At 36.2% G+C, this 22,302-nt stretch carries 27 protein-coding genes; 3 read left to right on the top strand and 24 right to left on the bottom strand.

The features are described from left to right. Nucleotides 1–33: 33 nt before the first annotated feature. Nucleotides 34–582, bottom strand: coding sequence for a signal peptidase I (gene lepB, locus DFR57_RS09530; protein ID WP_114352923.1), 549 nt, complete (start codon nt 580–582; stop codon nt 34–36). A gap of 55 nt (nt 583–637) precedes the next feature. Then, entirely contained in the window at nt 638–1,312 is a 675-nt protein-coding gene (locus DFR57_RS09525; protein ID WP_114352922.1) for a TVP38/TMEM64 family protein, read from the bottom strand. A 194-nt stretch (nt 1,313–1,506) separates the two neighbouring features. On the opposite strand from DFR57_RS09525, the gene DFR57_RS09520 reads away from it, so the two are divergent. Further along, nucleotides 1,507–1,899 (top strand): YhjD family protein, encoded by a 393-nt coding sequence (locus DFR57_RS09520; RefSeq protein WP_114352921.1) that lies wholly within the window; start codon nt 1,507–1,509, stop codon nt 1,897–1,899. Nucleotides 1,900–2,025: 126 nt separating this feature from the next. Here the strand turns inward: DFR57_RS09520 and DFR57_RS09515 are convergent, their stop codons facing one another. Both DFR57_RS09515 and DFR57_RS09510 read right to left on the bottom strand, forming a co-directional pair. Then, complete coding sequence (locus tag DFR57_RS09515; protein WP_114352920.1) at nt 2,026–2,226, bottom strand: hypothetical protein; 201 nt, start codon at nt 2,224–2,226, stop codon at nt 2,026–2,028. 112 nt (nt 2,227–2,338) lie between these two features. Then, entirely contained in the window at nt 2,339–2,884 is a 546-nt protein-coding gene (locus DFR57_RS09510; protein WP_114352919.1) for a competence protein ComK, read from the bottom strand. 232 nt (nt 2,885–3,116) lie between these two features. Between DFR57_RS09510 and DFR57_RS09505 the strand changes: the two genes are divergently transcribed. Further along, entirely contained in the window at nt 3,117–3,578 is a 462-nt protein-coding gene (locus DFR57_RS09505; RefSeq protein WP_114352918.1) for a DUF3939 domain-containing protein, read from the top strand. Nucleotides 3,579–3,607: 29 nt separating this feature from the next. Here DFR57_RS09505 and DFR57_RS09500 read toward each other — a convergent pair whose 3' ends face one another. From DFR57_RS09500 to lplA, 3 genes are all read right to left on the bottom strand, one after another. Further along, nucleotides 3,608–4,546 carry a hypothetical protein gene (locus DFR57_RS09500; protein WP_114352917.1) on the bottom strand — a complete coding sequence of 313 codons (939 nt, stop codon included), beginning with the start codon at nt 4,544–4,546 and terminating at the stop codon, nt 3,608–3,610. A gap of 21 nt (nt 4,547–4,567) precedes the next feature. Continuing rightward, nucleotides 4,568–5,767 (bottom strand): M48 family metalloprotease, encoded by a 1,200-nt coding sequence (locus tag DFR57_RS09495; RefSeq protein WP_114352916.1) that lies wholly within the window; start codon nt 5,765–5,767, stop codon nt 4,568–4,570. Nucleotides 5,768–5,850: 83 nt separating this feature from the next. Then, nucleotides 5,851–6,846, bottom strand: coding sequence for a lipoate--protein ligase (gene lplA, locus DFR57_RS09490; protein WP_114352915.1), 996 nt, complete (start codon nt 6,844–6,846; stop codon nt 5,851–5,853). A 198-nt stretch (nt 6,847–7,044) separates the two neighbouring features. On the opposite strand from lplA, the gene yhfH reads away from it, so the two are divergent. Then, nucleotides 7,045–7,173, top strand: a complete 129-nt coding sequence (gene yhfH / locus DFR57_RS09485; RefSeq protein WP_114352914.1) for a protein YhfH — start codon at nt 7,045–7,047, stop codon at nt 7,171–7,173. A gap of 272 nt (nt 7,174–7,445) precedes the next feature. Here the strand turns inward: yhfH and DFR57_RS09480 are convergent, their stop codons facing one another. The 17 genes from DFR57_RS09480 to hemH form a co-directional block, all read right to left on the bottom strand. After that, the gene (locus DFR57_RS09480) at nt 7,446–7,841 is read right to left on the bottom strand and encodes an ArsI/CadI family heavy metal resistance metalloenzyme (RefSeq protein WP_114352913.1); all 396 of its coding nucleotides are present in this window, start codon (nt 7,839–7,841) and stop codon (nt 7,446–7,448) included. Nucleotides 7,842–7,857: 16 nt separating this feature from the next. Continuing rightward, nucleotides 7,858–8,688: a PHP domain-containing protein gene (locus tag DFR57_RS09475; RefSeq protein ID WP_114352912.1), complete on the bottom strand. Its 831-nt coding sequence runs from the start codon at nt 8,686–8,688 to the stop codon at nt 7,858–7,860. Continuing rightward, nucleotides 8,678–9,400, bottom strand: coding sequence for a phosphonate C-P lyase system protein PhnL (phnL, locus tag DFR57_RS09470; protein WP_114352911.1), 723 nt, complete (start codon nt 9,398–9,400; stop codon nt 8,678–8,680). Before phnL ends, DFR57_RS09475 begins: the two co-directional genes overlap by 11 nt. A 13-nt stretch (nt 9,401–9,413) precedes the next feature. Beyond that, nucleotides 9,414–10,595, bottom strand: a complete 1,182-nt coding sequence (gene phnM, locus DFR57_RS09465) for a phosphonate metabolism protein PhnM (RefSeq protein WP_114352910.1) — start codon at nt 10,593–10,595, stop codon at nt 9,414–9,416. A gap of 13 nt (nt 10,596–10,608) precedes the next feature. After that, the gene (locus DFR57_RS09460) at nt 10,609–11,448 is read right to left on the bottom strand and encodes an ATP-binding cassette domain-containing protein (RefSeq protein WP_114352909.1); all 840 of its coding nucleotides are present in this window, start codon (nt 11,446–11,448) and stop codon (nt 10,609–10,611) included. Next, nucleotides 11,441–12,307 carry an alpha-D-ribose 1-methylphosphonate 5-phosphate C-P-lyase PhnJ gene (locus tag DFR57_RS09455; RefSeq protein ID WP_114352908.1) on the bottom strand — a complete coding sequence of 289 codons (867 nt, stop codon included), beginning with the start codon at nt 12,305–12,307 and terminating at the stop codon, nt 11,441–11,443. Before DFR57_RS09455 ends, DFR57_RS09460 begins: the two co-directional genes overlap by 8 nt. Beyond that, a complete protein-coding gene (locus DFR57_RS09450) occupies nt 12,297–13,409 on the bottom strand; it encodes a carbon-phosphorus lyase complex subunit PhnI (RefSeq protein ID WP_114352907.1) in 1,113 nt (370 codons plus the stop codon). The genes DFR57_RS09455 and DFR57_RS09450 overlap by 11 nt, the downstream gene beginning before the upstream one ends. Before the next feature lies 1 nt (nt 13,410). Then, nucleotides 13,411–14,013 (bottom strand): phosphonate C-P lyase system protein PhnH, encoded by a 603-nt coding sequence (gene phnH, locus DFR57_RS09445; protein WP_114352906.1) that lies wholly within the window; start codon nt 14,011–14,013, stop codon nt 13,411–13,413. A 36-nt stretch (nt 14,014–14,049) separates the two neighbouring features. Continuing rightward, nucleotides 14,050–14,472 carry a phosphonate C-P lyase system protein PhnG gene (gene phnG, locus DFR57_RS09440; RefSeq protein ID WP_114352905.1) on the bottom strand — a complete coding sequence of 141 codons (423 nt, stop codon included), beginning with the start codon at nt 14,470–14,472 and terminating at the stop codon, nt 14,050–14,052. Nucleotides 14,473–14,730: 258 nt separating this feature from the next. Beyond that, nucleotides 14,731–15,453, bottom strand: a complete 723-nt coding sequence (locus tag DFR57_RS09435; RefSeq protein WP_114352904.1) for a GntR family transcriptional regulator — start codon at nt 15,451–15,453, stop codon at nt 14,731–14,733. A 10-nt stretch (nt 15,454–15,463) separates the two neighbouring features. Beyond that, the gene (locus DFR57_RS09430; protein WP_114352903.1) at nt 15,464–16,108 is read right to left on the bottom strand and encodes a DapH/DapD/GlmU-related protein; all 645 of its coding nucleotides are present in this window, start codon (nt 16,106–16,108) and stop codon (nt 15,464–15,466) included. A 26-nt stretch (nt 16,109–16,134) separates the two neighbouring features. Beyond that, entirely contained in the window at nt 16,135–16,968 is an 834-nt protein-coding gene (phnE, locus tag DFR57_RS09425; RefSeq protein WP_114352902.1) for a phosphonate ABC transporter, permease protein PhnE, read from the bottom strand. Next, complete coding sequence (gene phnE, locus DFR57_RS09420; RefSeq protein ID WP_114353053.1) at nt 16,965–17,756, bottom strand: phosphonate ABC transporter, permease protein PhnE; 792 nt, start codon at nt 17,754–17,756, stop codon at nt 16,965–16,967. Before phnE (DFR57_RS09420) ends, phnE (DFR57_RS09425) begins: the two co-directional genes overlap by 4 nt. A 13-nt stretch (nt 17,757–17,769) precedes the next feature. Beyond that, nucleotides 17,770–18,540 carry a phosphonate ABC transporter ATP-binding protein gene (gene phnC, locus DFR57_RS09415; protein ID WP_114352901.1) on the bottom strand — a complete coding sequence of 257 codons (771 nt, stop codon included), beginning with the start codon at nt 18,538–18,540 and terminating at the stop codon, nt 17,770–17,772. 36 nt (nt 18,541–18,576) lie between these two features. Further along, nucleotides 18,577–19,515 (bottom strand): phosphate/phosphite/phosphonate ABC transporter substrate-binding protein, encoded by a 939-nt coding sequence (locus tag DFR57_RS09410; protein ID WP_170132953.1) that lies wholly within the window; start codon nt 19,513–19,515, stop codon nt 18,577–18,579. A gap of 439 nt (nt 19,516–19,954) precedes the next feature. Further along, nucleotides 19,955–21,358, bottom strand: a complete 1,404-nt coding sequence (gene hemY / locus DFR57_RS09405; RefSeq protein ID WP_114352899.1) for a protoporphyrinogen oxidase — start codon at nt 21,356–21,358, stop codon at nt 19,955–19,957. Beyond that, on the bottom strand, nt 21,352–22,293 hold the full coding sequence (gene hemH, locus DFR57_RS09400; protein ID WP_114352898.1) for a ferrochelatase: 942 nt from the start codon (nt 22,291–22,293) through the stop codon (nt 21,352–21,354). Before hemH ends, hemY begins: the two co-directional genes overlap by 7 nt. Nucleotides 22,294–22,302: the final 9 nt, after the last annotated feature.

The raw sequence follows: 22,302 nt of genomic DNA, 5'->3' as shown, positions 1-22,302 counted from the left end.
CTTCATACTCCTTTTTGTTTTTCTCGCTGCTTCTTAATTAGCAAATTGAAAATTCAACTCAGACATCGGCCAATATCTGATATCCACTTTTCCGACAATTTCATTGGCATCAATAAAACCAAAGGATCTACTATCCATACTTTTATGACGATTATCTCCTAGTACAAACAATTTCCCTTTAGGTACACTGCTTTCACCAGTTAATTCTTCTAGAGTAAAATCTTTAGTTAATGGTAATCGCGCAGAGTCTCTAAAGGCTTCTAAATATTTTTCCTCCACGGCTTTATCGTTAATATATAAACGATCATCCTTATACTCGATTTCATCTCCTGCTTTACCAATAACACGCTTTACATAATCTTCTTTTGAATTTGCATGAAACACAATAACATCAAATCGATCAACGTCTTGAAAATCATAAATCATTTTATTCACCATTAATAGATTACCATCATATAAAGTGGGTTCCATTGATTTTCCGTCGACGATATAGCTTGCAAATAAGTAAAAGCGAAAGAAGAACGCAATTAAAAAAGCAATAGCTACCACACGCAAAAAAATCCAGATTTTTCTCTTTTTCATCATCTACCCCTCCAACGGGTCCATATATTACTATTTTACCCCCTTATGAAGGAACTTAACCTTGATCTTCACTCCATTTGGCTGTTTTATCTACTTTCTTTTGGAGTCTTTTCTCTATATATTTACCTATCAACCAGAACAAGGTGATTCCAACCCCTACTAAAATTGTTTTTAGTGGGTTTTGTGCAAAAGATGTAATACTGTCTCCGATATAAGAAATAGTAAAAATCATGACTGCCTTTCCTAATAAAACAGCTAGAACAAATTGATAAATATTAATTTTTGAGAGTGCTGCTACTAAATTAATGATTGCTGAGGGTGAAAATGGAAAACAGAGTAATAAAAATAATGGCCCAAAACCATGACGGTCCAACCAATGGGTAACCTTGGTTACCTGTTTATTTCTCCTAATCCATTTAAAGAAACGCGTATTACCAAGCCGCCTTACGACAATAAAGACCATAATAGCCCCAGCACTTGCACCTGCCCATGAAAGCAAAAAGCCTTCAAGAAGACCGTAGGCCGCTACATTCGTGACAACGAATACAACTAAAGGTAAAAAGGGGAGAAAAGCTTCGAGAAAAGGTAATAATATTCCTGGAATTGGTCCTAAACTTTCATAGCTTTTCAGCAAAAAGGCAACAAGCTGATCATATTCATTGGCTTCAATTAATTCTCGAATTTCTTCTATATCTATTTCCTCAATATTATTAATATGATTAAGTTTCATTTATGATGCTCTCCTGACTTCGAACAGCTTTTCCATTTCTTTCTATTACCTTTTATTTTATAAGATTTCCCCCTTTTTGCCTACTTAAACACTTAACATTTATAAATTTTTTATAAGAAGAAGAATTTACCGCTTGCACTTTTTAAATTCGCCACATATAATAGAACAAACGTTCCCTTTTAGGAGGATACATCATGAGATATTTAACTGAAACTGAATGGAAGCTCGCTTCTCGTTTTTTATTTCTCTCCATGGCTCTCCAGGTCATTAAACAAGACCTGTCACGGTTAGAAAAAGAGCACCCTTTCAAAATTAATGAGCCTTATGTAGCTTTGCTGCATCAAATGGAAAAAAACGCTACAAAAGAACGGCAATATTTACGAAAAGACATGTACCAAATGAAATTACAGGTCATCCCTTTAGAACGTAAAGACTCTTTTTCCTCCTACCTTTTTATTTGTAAAGGAAAAGAAGAAAAGCGAAATTATTTCAATCCTGCCATTCGAAAAAAAGTAGAAACCATTTTAGAGGAATTAATCCATCATGCTTTTACTGAATCAGCACCGACAAATAAAATTTCTCCTTAAGCGACTTGCGCATTCGCTTATTTTAAGAGCGAATGTGGGGAGTCTTTCTTCCATCTTGGCAAAAAAAAAGAACCAATTCCTTATTGGAAATTGCTCCTTCTTATTCAGCTAAACCTTTATGCTGTATTATCTTTTTAGTTTTTTAAATTCTTTATTGGATTGAAAAAACAAAATCAACATGCCCAAAATTAAGTATACTGCTTGCATGTCAAAATTATTTTCTACTACTAAGTTTTTTATGAAAACAAAACAACCATATATAACCCAAAACACAGTAAAGCACATAGCAAAAAGCCAAAATCGCAAATACTTTATTCCTTTTTCCAACGTTCTAATTCTCCTTTGAAATATCAATTAATCTTTTGAACAGGACGATATTTCATCAAGAGTACAACATGCATCTTGTACATTGCAACAGAATTACTTTACCTAGAAAAAATCACTGCTTCCTTTTGCTCCTTTTTTCAAACACCATCTCAGCTACCATATCTGAAGGTTCTTTTCTTGGTTCTTGCGTTCGGTTATCTAATAGGTAGCGATATTGTGCCGTTCGGTGTAACTGGTTGACCAACGAAGGATAAGAAACCTCAAGCTCTAAAAAACGTCCATTTTTAAATAAAATTCGGGTGGATCGATGCTCCAAACGTTCCAAACGATCGATATGGGAATGTGCTATCCAAATACAATCTGGATGCAAGGGTGATGCCACAGGAAAAAAATACATACCGCAGGCACCATTAATCACTACAGGCGGCTTATGAGTGATACCCGTAATCATCTTGGTCCCATCTAACCTTCCTTGCAGGCTACTTCCAAAGAATCTGCAAGTAGTATCTAAAATCTGTCTCGCACTAAATTCTGATTCATAATCATTTTCCTCATTCCATTCCATTATCTTTGCAACATACTTCCCATCTTCCTTTTTTCCAATCACTGCTAATGTGTCAGGTGTAACCTCATCCACGCGTAAACTTTCGTATAACATATGTAAGCCTCCTCTAAAATTTTAAGCATTGTGCTTTCTTTCACATTATCAGCGGATAAAGGAATCGTATAGCAAAACCGGAAAAATTAGCTATTTTACCCTTATATTTTAGTAATATCTCAAAAGTTTGGTATAATTATCAGCAGAAGCTCAATTGAGAGCGCTTTTTTTAACCTGTTTTAGTAAAATTTTTCAAAAATAAAAATATCAAATTCACAGGAGGAGGGGTAAGATGTGGGAAAAGTATAAAAAGAAAAAAGAAATCAAAAAAAAAGAATACCCCATCAAAGACATTTCTTTTGATGAGGTACAAAAAGCGATTCAATTATTTAGTCGAGAACTCCCAAAGCATATCCCATTAAGTGTTATTGTAAATGATGATTTAACATTAGATTATCATCTACTTGCACCCATTCTAAAAGGAATTCCAAAGGAAACCTACTACATGTCTAAAGAAACCTATGACCTTTTTGAAGAAAAAGACTATGAACTGGCCAAAAATCTTGACGAAGTTCAAAGAGCAGTCGACAAATACATGGACATAACCGATGAATTACCCATCATTTCAGGAGATCCTTATCGAAAAATTAGCTTTCATAAGCTGCAGCAATTAAACCTATTAAAAGACCGTCCGAATCGAGACTTCTATATAACAGATCAAGAATTTCTAGTTACAAGCGAAAAACCGAGATAAAAGCGCCATGCTCCTAATCTTTTTCGTTATTATTTAGCAGCTATAATTAATTTTTCCAACACCTTTATAGCATCATCCTCTAAGGTAGTTACTTCGTCAAATAAATGCGCTAATTCATCACACGTGCTACGAACTTTTTCATTCATACTCGTTACTTCTTCCAATGACTGGTGGATTTTATCTTGCACAAACCAATCACTGATCAGACCATCAAAAAAGTAATCTGCAAAGGTTAATCCGCCAGAAATGGAGATGTCGGTATCAAAGGCATGACCAATATCATCTAGTTCAAAAGAAAACTTTCTCAACAGATGTTGTGCTTCCTGCACATCCGCTTTTGCATCATCCATATGACTATGTTTGATCGAAGTCGTAAGTAAGCCTCCACCAAACATGTCAACTGTTCCCCAATTTTTTGCTTTATCTAAAGCATTTTCAGCTCGGGAAAGCGCAGCACTTACTTTTGAACCTGCTGTTAAAGCTTCTTCAATTTCCTTTTTTTCAGACTCTAATTGTCCAATTTGATCAATCGTTGCAAGGATATCTGTTTTTTGGGGATGATTCTCAGCTAATAATAGATCAAATTTTTCTTGCTTTAATTTTTCATAGTTGGATGCTGCATTTCTAACTTGAGAGATACGTATTTCTAACATATCCGATTCCTTTTCAAGTCCTGTAATCGCATTACTAGTCTGTTCAAAAACTAATTGAACACGGGCAACATCTTGTTTTTCTTCTAACAATTTTTCATCTTTTTTTCCGATTACTGTTTGAAAAAAGTTTGCTAAGCTCATACTTTCCAATTTTTCCACATCATCTTTTTCAACTTTTAATTTCGTTTGTGTATCCGCAAGCTTTTTCCTCAAGTCAGCTAGTTCATGCTGCATTAAGTTTTTTTCTCTTTCTAAACGCTGGTGTGTTTTAACATTTTCTTGTGCTATAAGCAGTTCTTCTGTTAATTTATCCATTTCATTCACCTCTACTTAAGGTTACGAACGAGGCGCGGCATTTGTTTCACGATTCTGCATTTCCTGTTCTATTCGATTGATTCTTTCTTTTATAGGTGGATGAGAATAGCGGAAAAATTTCACTAAAAATAACGGATCAATATCAGTTTTTGATTGTTCTGCTAGCGTTTGATAACTTTCTTTTGCTGGTTCTAAATTATCTGTATGTACAATCGCATACTGATCTGCTTCCCTTTCGATTTGCCGTGAAATAAATTGTTGCATCGGTGTTGCAGCAATAAGTAGAATAGAAACAATCAGTAGAAGTTTCACAACCGATTCAAAGTTTGGTAGCTGCTTTTTTCCAGCGTAAGATATCTTTATATAACGTGTCGTAAGCCATGCTAAAAAGAGCATGACCAATAAGCTTAATATTAAATACAGGCTAATACCAAGATAGACGTGGTTATCTATGTAATGTGCTATTTCATGAGCGAGAATAAATAATATTTCATCTTCATTCATTCCCTCTAAAGTCGTGTCCCATAACACAATTCGAGCATGTCCAAAAATACCTGTCACATAAGCATTAAAAGTGGTTAGCTTTTCACTCTTATTTACCATTAGCAGGGTGGCATCCTCTAAACCAGCTTCATTTGTTAAGCTTAGAATTTCTTCTTTTAAGCTACCTTCAGGAAGAGGCTGAAACTCATCGAATAATGGATCAAGCCATACTGGTTGAATATACATAATGAAGAGTACCACTGGTACACTGACGACCCACAGGATAATTCCCCAGGCACGTTTATATTTCGCCATAAAAATACGTGCGATATAAATAATTACAGTAAGTGCTAAAGCAAACAAAAGCGTTTCTATAAACATTTCTGTAACCCAATTTAAAGGTGATTGATTTCTAACCCCTTCTTGCGTCATGAAAAAAAATGCCATTATACGAAAAGGCAAATGGATAAGTAAATCTAAAAAAGCAAGACAAAAGGCAAAAACCAATGTTTTTATCCACTCATACTGAGAATAACGGTCGATCCATTTCATAAACAACTTTTGCTTCCAAACAAAAAATAAAAGCAAAACTGTTAAAGGTAGCTGCATAAAAAATAAAGCATGCATATAGGCTGCATATCTTGTATCCCCATAAGTTTCTAAGGGATACAGCCAACCGAAATATATAATTAATGCTACACAATAGAACAGGTAGGGGATAAAAACCTTCTTTATCATTTCGCTTCCTCCAAATACAATGAGTTCGACAAAAACAAGAACCTAGAAGAAAACCCCCAATCAGAAGAAAGGGGATTTCATCATTAATAAATTAAACCAAGTAAATCATCTTTTGTAATTTTACCTAAGTAATGTGATACATCAATATCAGACAAGGCTTCATCTAAAGCTTTGCGCTCATATTGTACACCCGTTAATTTCTGTTCTAAATCTCCGACGTCACCTACACCAAAGAAGTCACCATAAATTTTGCATTGATCAATAACACCTTTATTCACATCTAAACGAACATCCACTAAACCACCATCAAATTTATGCGAGTGCTGGACATTGAATTTAGGCGATCTTCCATAATTCCATTCCCACTGTCTATAACGTTCTTCTGAAAGGTTTTTAATATTGTCCCAGTCTTCCTCAGTGAGCTCATAACTTGGCACATCTTCTACCTTTTCCACATCAAAGATATGAAGTAAAATGTGCTTTTTAAAATCAGCCATCGATAATTTCTCATCCATAAAATCAGATATATTTGTTACTCTGCTTCGAATCGATTTAATACCTTTGGATTTAATTTTTTCTGTTTTCACATTTAATGCACTAACTACATGCTCTATCTCAGAATCATACATTAACGTTCCATGACTAAACATGCGACCACGTGTTGTAAATTGTGCGTTACCAGATATTTTTTTATCGTTAGCAACTAAATCATTACGACCTTTCAATTCAGCAGGTACACCTAATTCCTTTAGCGCTTCTACTACAGGCTCTGTAAACTTCGCAAAATTGTGAAAGCTATCTCCATCATCTTTTGTAATAAAACTAAAATTCAAATTACCCTGATCATGATACACTGCTCCACCACCAGATAAGCGACGAACCACATGAATACCTCTGTCCTCTACATAATTCGTATTAATTTCTTCTACTGTATTTTGATTTTTCCCAATAATGATTGATGGTTCGTTAATATAAAATAGTAAATAAGTGTCTTCTTCACCAAAGTTTTTAAGTATATATTCTTCTATTGCCAAATTAATATGAGGGTCTGTAACGCCTTTATTATCAATAAATTTCATCGTAGAGCTCCTTTCGATATCTTTTCCTTATCTTGTTTTCTCCATACCTAGTATAAAAGAATAGATATGGAAAAACAATTTTCTTGAAAGTTTGAGAAAAAGTTCACAAAATATACAAAATTGTACTAATACAAAAGGTTGATTTTCTGTTATTGTTATACTACAATACAAATACAACATAGTTTTGGAGGGATTAACGTGATCAATGTCATCGAATTCTTCAGAAATCTACCCAAGAAAAAGTGTGCAAAATGCGGAGGTAACATTACAGAACAAGCAGATTGTTATAATAACGTATGCGATAACTGTAATCATCCCGCACTTTAAATAGAAGACAGTCTTTAACGTCCTGTTATCTTTTAGTCTTTCATCCTACTCATCCTGCTGAAGTAGATGATAAGCATCCCATCCCAATCAATAAAGATACAAATTTGTTAAAGACACTAACAGCTGTTTCAGCTGTTTTTTTTTGTATTTTTGAATATAGTGAAGCCAGAAAGCTTACGATTCTTCATTTCATTCAATAAAAAATAAGCTAGCAGATGCCCTAATAGGCATCTGCTAGCTTATTTTTTTCATCAATCCGGAACAACTCTTTACTATTCAATAGTTTGAATTATCTTAATATCTGATTCAGCTTTTGTATAAAAATACTCCCATTCTATTCCATTAGGATCTGTTACCCAAAATTTATCTTGTACAGCATAGCAACAAGTGGTGTCCATTTCTTCACGGGCAAAAAATCCTTCCTTTTCTAATCTTTCTTTATGCGCCATCACCGCTTCACGACTTTCTACTTGAATACCTAAATGGTTAATTTGATTACCTTCTGTTTGTTCACTTTGCGTTAAGGTTAGGTTTAAATTAGGATTTTGAATCAAAAATTTCACATAATCTTCTTTCACTTTTACTGGCTCTGCCCCTAACATCTTCACATAAAAATTTGTACTTTCCTTTAGATCCTTCACATTCAAACCAATATGAACATTCGTCATTTTCATTTCCTCCTCATTATTTAAAATAAATCAAATTATTTCTTTCATTCGCGGGTAAGGATGGGCTGACTAGGTCTCCAATTTTAATGTCGATACCAAATATTCCATGGTAGTCCGTTCCACCAGTAAGAATGAGATTATACTTGCTTGATAATTCCTTAATTCGACGGTGATCTTCCTCGTTATGGTCTGGATGGATTAGCTCTATTCCTCCTAACCCTACTTCTATAAGCTCCGGGATTAATTCATAAGAATCAAGCTGACCTGGATGAGCCACGACCGCTAAGCCTCCATCAGCTACAATGGCTTGAACGGCATCGAACACATCGACATACTCTATATCTTTTGCTGCAATACCATTTCCTTTAAATAACATTTTATATAAGTTGATATACTCTCTTGACGTAAAACTAGCTTCTGTTAATTGTTTCATAATATGCTGTTTGTAGATTGTATTAGATGGTTGAGCTATTTTCGAAACGATGTCTTTGTCTAGGTCATACCCTAACGATCGAATTTGGTTTATTTGCCAAACTGAGTTATTTTGTCTTCTTTTTAATAATGGATTACAAAGAGCTTTAATGTTAGTTGCATCTGGATTATATTGATACCCTAAGACATGTACCTTTCGATTTCTTCTAAAATCATAAGCTGAAATTTCAATTCCAGGAATAGCTTGAATGCCATATCTCAAACTAAGTGATTTTAATTCTAACCATCCGTCAACCGTATCATGATCGACGACACTTATATGTGTCAGCTTGGCATTTGATGCATATTGAAAGATTTTTTCAGCAGAATCAGATCCATCGGAATAATGACTGTGAACATGCAGATCAGCCTTCATGCACAACACCTTCTAACGGTAAAGCTATCTTCCCATCTTTCATATCAAAAACTTTGTCACATAGCCCTTCCATGAACTCAATATCATGAAAGATACCAACTAAGGTAGTACCTTGACTTTTTAGTTTTTCAATCATTTCTCGCACCTTAATCTTGGATTGATGATCCAAGCTTGCTGTTGGTTCATCTAACAATAATAGTCTTGGTTTTTTTACAGTAGCCATTGCAATATTTAAACGAAGCTTCTCCCCACCAGAAAAGGTTTTAGGATAACTATCCCACAATTCGGGATCCATTTCGAAATGCTTCAAGGCTGCTTCTGCTTCACTCTTAGCTGATTCTTTTGATTCTCCCATTTCCAATAAGGCATTCTGAACAAGCTGACGACAGGTGGTTCGTGGCATTACATTTAAAAACTGGGAGACATAACCGATTTCATTCTTTCGTAAATAAAGCATTTGGCGTTCTGTTGCTTGTGTTAAATCTATTTTTCCTAACTGTGCAGAATGGTAGTGAATTTCACCACTATATGGTAAATAGGTTCGGTAAATACTTTTTAAGATGGTAGATTTTCCACTTCCACTTTTTCCAACAATCCCTACAAATTCTCCCGCTTCAACTGTTAAATCCATGGGAGATACTGCTGGAATTGTTTTATTTAAGTGATGAATGGTAAAAGATTTACCAAATCCTTTGATCTCGAGCATTGTCACATCGCTACCTCCTTTAGTTGATACGATAGTTCGTAGTTGTTATTAATTCTCCATTTACCATCGTTGCGGTTAACATTGGATATCCATCACCCATACGCTCAATTACTAATAGATCTGCCTTCTTGCCTACCTTTATCGAGCCTAATTCATTATCTAAACATACCGCTTTGGCAGGATTTAAGGTCACCATCATAAATATTTTGTGTAAATCTATCCCTTTTTGATCATGAAGCTCAAATATGGCATGAAGCAATGCAGCTGGATAGTAATCGCTACACAGTATATCTGCACATCCATACTCCACCGCAGCAGCAGCTGATAGATTTCCAGAGTGCGAGCCCCCTAATAGTACATTCGGTGCTCCTACAATCGTATAAAAGCCATACTCCTTGGCTTTTCTTGCTATTTCTAGTGTGATAGGGAACTCACTGATCGTCGTACCGAAGGATTTTACTAATTCTAATTTTTTCGTATTGTCATCATCATGTGAAGCAATAGCAATCCCTTTCGTGCGAGCAAGCTCTGCTACTTCTGTTATTTTTTCAATAGTAAGTAATTCGGTACTTTTACGTTCTGCTAATAATACGTTTACTTCTTCATCTGAAATATTACGATGACCTTTAATATTTTCTCGATAAATTTCCAAATTACGATATTGACCTTGCCCTGGTGTATGATCCATAAAAGATAATAAATGAACCTTATCAGCTTTAATATTTTCTATAAGCTGATCAATGCCTTCAATATTATCCATCTCAAAACGAGCATGAAGCCGGTGACGTATCATATGTAATTGGTGGTGGGTATCATGAATGGTATCAATCATTTTTTGCATGTTATCAGGATAACGCACATGCTTACGAGTAATTTTTTCCTTACGATAAAAGGAAAGAGAATGAAACATTGTGGTGACACCCTGGTTGATTAATATTTTTTCTGCTTCTCTAAGGCTGAGGTTAAAATCCATTACACTGGAGGGCCGTGGCGATGCGACAGTTTCAATATAATCAGAGTGAATATCGATGAATCCTGGAGAAATATAACCACCTCTAGCATCAATCCGTTTCGCATCGGGGTAATTATTTACTTCATTTTCCTGAATAATTGCTTGAATTTTTTCACCCTGTACAATAACAGCATGATCTTTTAATATTGATTTTTCCGTGACTACCTTCCCGTTGTGAATAATGTACAACGCATTCGACCTCCTATAATAATGAATAAACTAGCTGTTGTGTATATTCATGTTGCGGATCTTCTAATATTTGATCTGTTAGTCCATTTTCGATAATAGTTCCATTCAGCATAACGATAGAACGATCTGCAAGCATTCGAATAACGGCAAGGTCATGCGAGACTACTATCATGCTAATGTGTAATTCCCGTTGAATTTGTTTAATCAGATCTAATACACTCGCTTGCACCGACAAATCCAGTCCAGTCGTTACTTCGTCTAAAAATAAAATCGGAGGATTATTAGAGAGTGCTTTAGCAATTTGGACTCTTTGCTGCATTCCACCCGAAAAATTACGTGGTTCTTCTTTCATACGTCGTAAAGGAATATGAACATCCTCTAATAACGCTTTACTTCTTGCTTCTATATTGCCTACATTTCTACTTCCTGCAGCAATCATCTTTTCAGCAATATTCCCAATGGAGGAAAACTTCATTTTTAATCCATCGAGGGGATTTTGGTAAACCATTCCATAAATATAGTTGCGAATGTATCGCTTTTGTTGAGAAGATAACGTTAATACATTTTGACTAGCTAACATTGGCTCATTAATATATACCTCTCCAGCTGCTAATTCTATATCAAAATACAAGCCTTGAAGCATGGTTGACTTTCCACTTCCACTTTCACCAACCACCCCTAGTACCTCTCCTGGGTACAAATCAAAGGAAACATCATGTACCGCGTATATAGTCCCACAATAAGGGCAGAAATTTTTTTCAAGCTGTCTTATCTCAGGATCCAAACAATGCTGACACCCTTCTCCAAACTTTTTTTGCAAATTCTTCACTTGTAGAATTGGTTGTTCACGCATAGCTGCTTTCCACCTCTTTTTCTTGGGCACTATTCAATCGTTCCATACAATAACTTGTATCATTACATTGATACGTTCTATCCCCTGTTTCCTGATTAATAATTTCATCTAGGAAAACTTCTTCGGCACCACACAGCTTGCATTGTTTTCCTTTAAATGATTCTTTAGAGAATGGATAATCCTCAAATGCTAAGGATTCGACATTGGTATAGGGAGGAACTGCATAAATTTTCTTTTCTCTCCCTGCTCCTAACAGAATTAATGCATCGGAATAATACATTTTTGGATTATCAAAGCGTGGTATCGGACTTGGCGCCATCACATATCGGCCATTTACGTAAACGGGATGAGCCGCACCAGTTGTCATTTTTCCATACTTCATAATCTGCTCAAACAAGATTAGCCATGCTCCACTATAATCATCTTCCGCATGCATTCTTTTTGTCATATATTCTCTTGCATCTACTTTTCGAAGTGGTTCAGGATTTGGTACTTGTAACACTAAAATTTGATCTTCACGTAAAGGATGCTCAGGAATACGATGTCGGGATTGAATTATATTTGCCTCCGCAGTATGATCGGTTAAAGCTACGCCAGTAGTGTACTGTACTAATTTTTTAATACTAACAGCGTTTACTGATTCATCCGCACCTTGATCTATCACTTTTAATACATCCTTTTTACCGATCAAGGATAACGTCAGCTGCAAACCGCCTGTTCCCCACCCTCGTGCTATCGGCATTTCTCTTGAAGCAAAGGGTACTTGGTATCCAGGGATTGCCACAGCCTTCAATGTTGCCCGTCGAATTTCTTTTTTCGATCCTTCGTCAAAAAAAGCAAAATGTGGCTTAGTTTGCATTCGTTTTTCCTCCCTTCTTTACTTGGCGCATACTATCTAATTTAGATTGGAATGTCACATAATGCGGTAGCTTTAAATGAGAGATAAATCCTGTAGATTCAACGGAATCAATATGCAACAGAACAAATTCCTCGTCATGGGTAGGAAATTCACCATGAGGAGATTCTAAGCATTGATCTAAAATACTCATAGCAATTGCTTTTGTTTCGTTTTGACCAAAACTAATACCATATCCAATTTCGAATTCCAGCTCTTCTTTTCTATCATTCTTTTTGACAGGAACCGGCACAAAGGATTCTACTTCCGTTACTTTGATTTCTCCAATATAAAAGAGGTCTTCTTCATCCTGATTTTTTTCATATGGGTGGTTGACATGAATCGGTATATCCCCAACTCGCACCTCTCCGATTGTTGGATGGACCTGACCATATCCTCGTAATGATGCATACCCTAAAGCAGTAACAGCACCTGTTTGCCCCCTTGTTAATACCTGAAGCCTTTCGCTTCTGTCAGAGGGAAATTGTATGCTTTCCTTTGTTACATCCTTTGGAGTAGTATCGTCTAACGGATAGGTTTTGAATAACCCTTCCGCCCGTAAGTAATCTACAACCTTAGGAAAATATTGTATCTCAGTTGCATTTATTCCTTCTAAACCTTTTTTATATTCAGCTAACCATTGCTCATGATCTTCCATGCTTTCTTCCACTAAATTAAAATCTAGAAGTCGATGCGTATAATCATTGGTGGCTCCTAGGAACTGTCCACCTGGGATATCTTTAAAACTAGCAGAAACCCTTCTTTCAACGAACATCTTCTCTACTTCTACCGTCTCACTATAATAATTTCGCGGCAGCGTGGAACGATGGGCTCTCAATAAAAAAACAGCTTCCTCCATACTTCCACCTGCTTGTTTTATCGCAAGTGCAGCTAAGAACGGTGCATACAGACTAGCCTCAGACATTACTTGATCTACCAGGGTGCGCATCGTAGCTAAGATTGTGTTAATCTCCACAATTTCGTTTCCTTTTAAACGATCATATTTCAGTCGATCTATCGATGCCTCTATTGCTTTTGTGCCTCCTTTTACTGCCACATACCCCATATTAGCCCACCTCCGTTAGCTTCACTGAAGTAGTTCTTGGCACGCAAGAAATCTGGTTTAAAGCGTCTACAAAGATCAAATCGATCCCTAATGGATATTCTTTCACTTTACTATTTCTTGTTTGCCAAAATTCGTTCCACAATCCAGTTTGCAGTTGTTTGGACTCTTTGATTCCTGGTCCATGTATAGTTACACCACCATTATTCGATAAAGCTGCCGTTTCCACTATCCAAGTAGCTGACTGCTGTGGATTAATTAAATCACCCATTTTACAGATAGACAGCGCTTTGTTGATTTCCTCTTTTATATCACCTTGTAAAACAATAATGAAATCTGCTTTTTCAATCGACGTTACTCGTGCCATTGTATAAGATGAAATCAATTCAGCTAGCTTATCACCTTTGTCGGTATCAGCTATGATATAAAAGGTAACCTCCGCATCTAGCACTGTTAATGCACAAAGAAAAATTGCTTCATTGTACGATAGCTGATCTTCAAATAAACCTGTCTTTTGCTCTAACGATGTAATAGTTCCTGGTCGTGCCATACAGTCCAACATATTTCGGTAAACTTGCTGTAAATCGTGTACTTGATCAATAGCCATCATTTCACCTCAAAAAACTAATTGTATTTCTAAAGATTAAACTTCCATTGTTTCGAAATTAACTTTTGATTTTAACAGTCCCGCTTGTTCCTTTGCTCTTAGTTCAGTAATTTGTTTTTCTCTCTGCAAGAGATAAACATCCCAGTTTTTTGTTTCTGGTAAACTAGCACGGTATGCTGCATCAATAATCGCCAAAGATTTAGCCATTTTTTTCTCCATTCCGATCACTAGCCCAATTCCAATTGTTTGATTAATTTCAATCTTTGCTTCTGTAATTAATACTTCGCCTACATAAAATAAAGATTTCTTTGCGGTTTCTCTCATTTTAACCATTGTCAGGCCGTACTGCGGTTTAATAATTTCAAGATAGTTATATTTTGTTGTAATGGTTTCAGCTAATTTATTCGCTAATGATCCACCATCTTGAATTAATATTTCAGTTCGTTGTTTTCTCTTCATTTTTGATTTAACCTCCTCACAAACAGAGCATATCTTGTTACCAAGTTGCTGTCTTTCATAAAAATGTAAAGAATATGTAAACTCCATTTACATATAAATTGAGACTTCAATCAGTAGGGATTTTAGACTCCTACTGACTGTTAGCGAAACTTATCAAAAGGGTAGCGCCCTTTTATCCACCGCTTATCTTCTCCTGCTTGAGCTCGAATCTTAAACAGAGGGATTACGAATGATTACACCATGATAAGAACTACTAACTCATCTTTCCGAAATTTTGTATTTAAATTTATCACTTCGATACAAAACTTTCGTACATTCCAATACGTTATCTGTTTCCTCATCTAGACAAATACTCTCAATTACAATTAAGGGCTCCATACTTTTACAAGAAAGTAATTGTTGTTCTGCTAAAGTAGGGAAAGTAACACTGAGCAAGCTATCTTTATTCGTAAACACCTTATAATCAAACTTTCGATAATAGGAAAACATAGATTCAATAGTTGACCCATCTTCAGCAATATTCGGAAATAGTTTTTCGTTTATATAAGAGGTATGAATCGCAATCGGCTCATCTTGGATGTATCTTAATCTACCAATTTTAAAAACATTATCTTCCTCATTTGCCTGCAAATGCTCATATATTTGGCTATCATACTCAATTTTTCGACAACCAATGTTACGAGTGATTAATGGGTGACCCGATTGTTTCATTTTTTCCGTAAAACTAGTCTTACCGGTTAAATTCAATTGAACCTGAAAGGACTCGCCTTTTAAATATCGTCCTACTCCACGTTGGGAATAGATAAATCCCCGTTCTTCTAGCTTGGAGAATGTGCGACGAATGGTTGTTCTAGGCACTCGATATTTATCAGCAAGTTCATTCTCTGAAGGTAACTTTTCCCCATAATTAAACTTCTTTGCAATGATTTGTTGCATAAGCTCATCAAGGATTATTAGCTCTTTATCAATTGAAATAACCATTACCTCCCTTCTACTGGCTATCCTTTTCATTTCCATACTTTGCTAAAAAGATGTCGAGATCACGTAAATCATGAAATCTTTCCTCTAATAACCTTCGTGGCCAGTCCCACCATGCAATCTTTTGTAATTGCTCGGCTATGTGTCGCGGAAATCTCTTCTTTTTTCGATTAGCAGGAACACCAACCGCAATAGTGTACGGTTCAATATCTTTGGTCACAACAGCTCCTGCACCAATTACCGCTCCATTACCAATCGTTACTCCAGGCATAATGACTGCATTATGCCCAATCCAAACATCATGTCCAATAGTGACTGGATGACTGCGACGCCAATCAAAAAATTCATGGTCATCTTCCTTAGTAAATCCGTATTGCACACTACGATAAGTGAGATGATGTTGGGTAACACGCCAAGAGGGATGGTTGCCTGGATTAATTCGAACATGTGAAGCAATAGAACAAAATTTACCTATTTGTGCATAAATAATCTGTACATCTCCAGCTGTATAACTATAATCTCCTATTTCGGATTCTACGATTTTTGAATTCTCACCAATGTCTGTCCACTCTCCGATTTTGCTATCTACTACCTTTGTATTATGGTGAATCGTTGGTTCGCGTGTTAGTTTTCTTTGAGCTGTTGTATTTAAAATCATGTTCTACACTCCTAATCCAATAGTTCTTACACCTTTAATTTCAGACGGTTACTAAGCATTTCTACCGAAAAAATCATCACAAAAATGACCATTGTAATAAAAAGGGCAGTATTAAAATCATAACTTCTCATTGCACGCATTAATTCCCAACCAATCCCACCTGCTCCAACTAATCCAAGAATGGTAGATTCTCCAATATCGATTTCCAAACGTAAAATCGTCCATGCCATAAGCGCAGTCAGTACAGTCGGAATCACACCTTGGGCAATAATTTGAACTGAACCGGCTCCAGATGCTTTTAATGCCTCAATTTTTCCACCATCCATTTCTTCCACGGATTGTGCAAATACTTTTATTAGCATACCTAGACTGTGAACTGCAATAGCTAGTACACCAGGTAACGGCCCAAGTCCTACTGCTACGATAAATATTAAAGCCCAGATAATTGTTGGAATAACTCGCATTAATGTTGCAAAGCTCTTTACAATTCTAGCTACCCATTTATTTGGAGCTAAATTTTCTGCTGCTAAAAATGCAAGAACTAATGAGATGACTACAGCGATAACCGTTCCTAAAATCGCCACTTGTAACGACTCTATTGCAGCTGGCAACACATATGCCCACTCACTGATATTAGGGGGGAACATATCACCTAACATAATGAAAAATGCTACTGTACCTTCAAGCAAGTTTGAATAATCAATATTAAGCTCATATAAGCTAAACAAGAAAAACAAACAGCCGAAAATAAGCACACCTTTGATAAAGAAATCTTTTTTCGGTTTAACTATCATTTCATTATTATCTTCATTTCTATTTAAGGAGTAGATGTTATCACTAGACTTTTCTAGCTCACTCATATAATCCTCTCCCTTATCTTACTTGTAAGAAACTCTGTCGATAGAATCAATACAAGTACCAGAATAATTGCCATACTAACTTCCTTATATTGAAATAACTTTATTCCTTTTTGAATAGCAAAACCAATGCCACCGCCACCTACCATGCCGATAATAGTGGAAGCTCGAATATTCAATTCTAAATTATATAACGACCATGCAACAAAGCCTGGAATAAATTGTGGAAACACTCCTTGAGCAAGTACTTGTAAGTAACTTGAACCAGTAGCATTGAGTGCTTCTATTTTTCCCGTATCAATCTCCTCAAGCGTATCGGCAAATACTCTTGTTAAGAAACCGACAGAACCTAGAATGAGTGACAATGTCCCAACTGTCACGCCAATCCCATAAGAAGCTACTAATATTAAGGCCCAAATTAAGCCAGGAATGTTTCGTATAATAGAAGTGAATGCTCGAACTACTACTTGAATGATGGGATGTGGTGTAGTTGTGCCCGCTGCTAAAAACGACAAAACCAAAGCAATCATAGCCCCTACCACCATACCTACAAAGCCCATATATAAAGTTTCTAAAATAGCCCCTAGCAAACTACCGGAAGTAGAGACATCTGGTGGTAATAAGTCAATAAACACAAAGTTACTTATTAAACCTAAGCCAGAAAAAACCTCATACACGGAAAAGTCGGTTCCTAGTGCAGACCAGATGGTTAAACCAACTACTAGGAGAGTAATCAATATCGTTTGTACTCGTTTTCGTTGTCTAATATCTCTTATTTCTTCCAATTCCATCACCCGCTTCCCTTTATTGTGCATGTACTAATGGCGGCCTTCTATCATGGTAAATTTCATCAATGACCTTATCTGTTAATTGAGATGGTTGTCCATCAAAAATAACCTCACCATTTTGGATACCAATAATTCTTGTCGCATATTTAATCGCCACTTCCACTTGATGCAAATTGACAATAGCTGTAATCTTGTCTTCCGTACATATATTATAGATGTGATCCATGATATTTTTAGAGGATGCGGGGTCAAGACTTGCTATTGGTTCATCAGCCAAAATCAAACGTGGTCTTTGTGATAAAGCTCTCGAAATGCCAACACGTTGCATTTGTCCTCCACTTAATTCATCCGCACGCTTATATTTTTGTTTGCTAAGTCCGACTCGTGCGAGGATTTCCTCTGCTTCTGTAATATCTTTTTTGCTAAAGATGCCTAAAGAGCCTTTTATAGTATTGGTATAACCAAGCCGACCGTGTAAAACATTATTGAGTACAGTTAAGCGATCAATTAAATTAAAATTCTGAAACACCATTCCTATCTCACGCCGAATTTGCTTTACTTGTTTTGAGTTAGCTTTATTAATTTTTTTATCCTTAAAAATAACATTTCCATTCGTTGGTTCTACAAGGCGATTCATACAACGTAGTAATGTACTTTTCCCTGCACCACTAGGTCCAATAACTACAACAAATTCACCCGGATAGACATTAAAATTAATATTACTTAACGCTACTGTTCCATCTGGATAGACTTTATCCAGATTTTCAATTTTTAGAATGGGCTCCATTTTTTTTCTCCTCTCAACTTTCAGAATTTTTAAAATTTAATTACTTAAAAGATCCTCAGGACTCATATCTAAATTTTTAGCTGTGTTTCGAATGATGTCATAATCACTTTCATCTACAGGAATATATCGTGATTCACTATCGCCTGCTTTTTCAAAATATGTTTCATTATCATAGTTGTAAACAAATTCCTTAATTGCCTCTACCAAGCTTTCTGGCAAATCTCCTCGATAGGTTATTGGACTTGATGGAATCGGATCCGACTCTTTAATAATGCGGAAATCAGATTCAGAAACCATGCCACCTTCTATTGCACGTTCCACACATGTTGAACAAACCCCTGCTGCGTCTGCATCACCAGCAGCAATGGCAAGGATCGAATTATCATGACTTCCAGAGAAAGAAACACTAGAGAAATAGCTTTCAATTTCATCATTCGTAATTCCTAGTTCATCGATAAACATCCCTCTTGGGAATAAGTGTCCAGAAGTTGAGGCAGGATCTGCAAATAGAATCGTCTTATCTTTTAAATCTTCTACCGTTTCAGCATCTGATTCATCAGGTACTACAATCCAACTATTATAAGTCGCATCTTCTTCACTTTTTGCACGAACAGCAATCGGAACAGCATTACTTCTCTCTTGTGCAATAATATAAGAAAACGGTCCAAAGCTTGCCATATCTAGCTTTTTCGAACGCATTGCTTCAATGACTGCGTTATAATCTTCCCCTTGGAACAACTCTACTTCAATGCCTAATTCTTCTGACATATCCTCTGCAAAAAGATCATGCGCTCTTGATATTTCCGTATCTTCTTCACCCGGAAGCACACCATAGCTAATTTTATCCGGCCAGCCATCTCCGTTATCTCCTTCAGACGCATTTGCATCATCCCCACAAGCTGCTAGTAAAGAAATAAACCCAACCACCATCATTAATGCTAAAAACTTATTTGTTTTCTCAAAAATAACTCTCATTTTCATTCTCCTCCTTGATAGATTTATTTATTGGACAACTAAACGATAACTTGGCACCATGAAGGAAATATTAATAAGGTGTGAAGTTTTGTAAAGATGCTCTTTTTTTTGAAAAATAAATATAAAAATAGAGACGAAATTTACTTCAAAATGACGTAACTACTCAACAAAGCCTTATTTTCACCTGCCAATGAGACAAATAACATCCTAATGCAAAAAAAAGAAGATGATTTCTGTACAGTACAGAAATCATCTTCTATAGAACCGTCCCGTGTTCCAACTATCTAGTACACGGCTTTCGTAGTTACGGTGGTTAAACATACACGAACTTATAATATTTCTTCATAAAGTCAAGCTGCAAAGTACTAACGTAACCGTTATCTTACTTTACTGTTATAGTATCAAACATATTTTATAAATAGCGAGCAATTTAGTCTACTTATTCTTTTTCTAATATATGAGCAAGTACTTCTTTGGTAGCTGCTTCTGCTTGATCGATACAATCAGGAAGTCCTAACCCACGATAAGATGCTCCAGCTAAATAAATACCTGGTAACTCTTCTGCCATCGATTCCGCAATACGATCCATCATTGCTTTATGCCCAACACTATATTGCGGCATTGCTTTTTTCCACCTTGTTACCACAGAAAATAATGGTTTAGCATCAATCTTCATGATCTTATTTAAATCCTTTAAAACAATTTCTTCTAATTCTTGATCAGAAAGGTCTACAATTTCTTGGTCATGTGGTCGCCCTACATAACATCTGAGTAATGCTTTTCCAGGTGGGGCTGCAGTTTCTGGCCACTTTTTATGTGTCCAAGTACACGCTGTTATTCTATAATCACTATTTCTTGAAATAACAAAGCCTGTACCATCAAGATCCTTTTTAATAGCAGATTGGTCAAATGCTAAAGCCACGTTCGCTACTGAGGTTGCTTTCATTTTTTGTAATTCTTGCACAAAATCATATTGACTCAACATTTTAGCGGTCTGATAATAAGGTGTGGCCATAATAATAGCATCGGCTCGTGATACTTCGCCATTGCTTAATAAAACATGATAACCCGCTTCTTTTTTCTCAATATGATCTACCTGTATTCCTTTTAATATAGAGGTCTCCGTCAGCTTTTCTTCTAAGGCTTCTACAACTGTTTCAAGTCCACCTTTAATACTGTAAAACATACTCGGCTTTTTCTTTTGGGACTTTTTCTTTGGTACTGTCCTCTTTAAGCCTCTGATTAAACTTCCGTGCTTCTGTTCCACTTCGTAAAAGTTTGGAAAAGTAGACATTAAACTTAAATCATCCATGTCGCCTGCATAAATACCAGATAACAAAGGCTCAATTAAATTCTCTAACATTTCATCCCCGAGACGCCGTCTAAAAAAATGACCGAGTGATTGATCTTCCTTCACTTCACTCTTGGGTAAAACAAAATCAAAACCGGCTCTAATTTTACCGAGTGGGCTAAACAATCCTGAAAAAAGAAAAGGCCGAACCTGTAAAGGAATTCCCATAAAGGAGCCATGCGGTATTTTATGTAATTTATCACCGACTAACACATAGGACTGACCCGTTCCATTTGTAACCAGCTTGTCACCAATTCCAATGTCGCGAACTAATCGTTCCATTGATTTTTTTCGTATTAAAAAAGAATCAGGACCGCGTTCTATGGTGAAACCATCTTTTCTAAGTGTTCTAATTTTTCCACCTAAATGTTCACTTGCTTCGATTAATTCAATTTCAACCGGTAGATCTTGGTTTATCAGTTCCTTTTGCAAGGAATAGGCAGCGGTTAATCCTGTTATACCGCCGCCAATGATTACTATTTTTTTCATGATAGATCAGAACTTTTATATTTATCCCACACAACAGTGGATAAAGTTTCAATAAATTTCGGCGCCACATTTGGCATTGCAGGACGGTAGTAATTTGCTCCTAGTTCCTCACAAACTACCTTACACTCATAGTCATTGTCAAAAAGAACTTCTAAGTGATCTGCCACAAAACCAACAGGTGCATAAACAAACGAACGATAGCCTTTTTGCTCATAAAGATCACGTGTTAAATCCTGAACATCTGGACCTAACCATGGGTCAGGGGTATTCCCTTCACTTTGCCAACCGATCTCGAAGTTCTTAATGCCAGTAGCTTCTGAGATTAAATCAGCTGTTTCTTTTAATTGATTAGGATATGGATCACCATTTTTTAGGATTTTTTCCGGCAAGCTGTGCGCAGAGACTACTAATACTGCTTTTTCTTTTTCCTCTGCTGACATTTTATCAAATTCAGTCAGAATTGCTGTTTTCCAATAATCAATAAACCCAGCTGCATTATACCAGCTCTCTACAGATTGAATTTCAATACCGTACTTTTCTGCTTCCTCTTGTGCTCGACCGTTATAGGATTTCACACTAAAAGTAGAGTAGTGCGGCGCTAATACGATTGAAATTGCTTCTTTTATGCCGTCATCTGACATCTTTTTAACCGCATCCTCAACGAAAGGCTCAATATGTTTTAAACCTAAATACTGAACAAACTCAACCTCATCCTGCGTATTATTTAGCTGTTTTACAATAGCCTTTGCTTGTTCATCTGTAATTTTAGCAAGTGGAGAGATCCCTCCAATTGCTTTATAACGTTCTGTTAAATCTTCAAGCATTTCTGGGGTTGGCTTTCTACCACGACGGATATGCGTATAATAACGTTCAATATCCTCTTCCTTGTAAGGTGTTCCATAAGCCATTACTAATAACCCGACTTTTTTCTTTGTCATTTTTATTGC

Origin of the sequence: Saliterribacillus persicus, assembly GCF_003337485.1 — a bacterium.
GTDB lineage: Bacteria > Bacillota > Bacilli > Bacillales > Amphibacillaceae > Saliterribacillus > Saliterribacillus persicus.
Note: the sequence above shows the minus strand (reverse complement) of the source record. Positions and strands in the feature narration are given on the sequence as shown.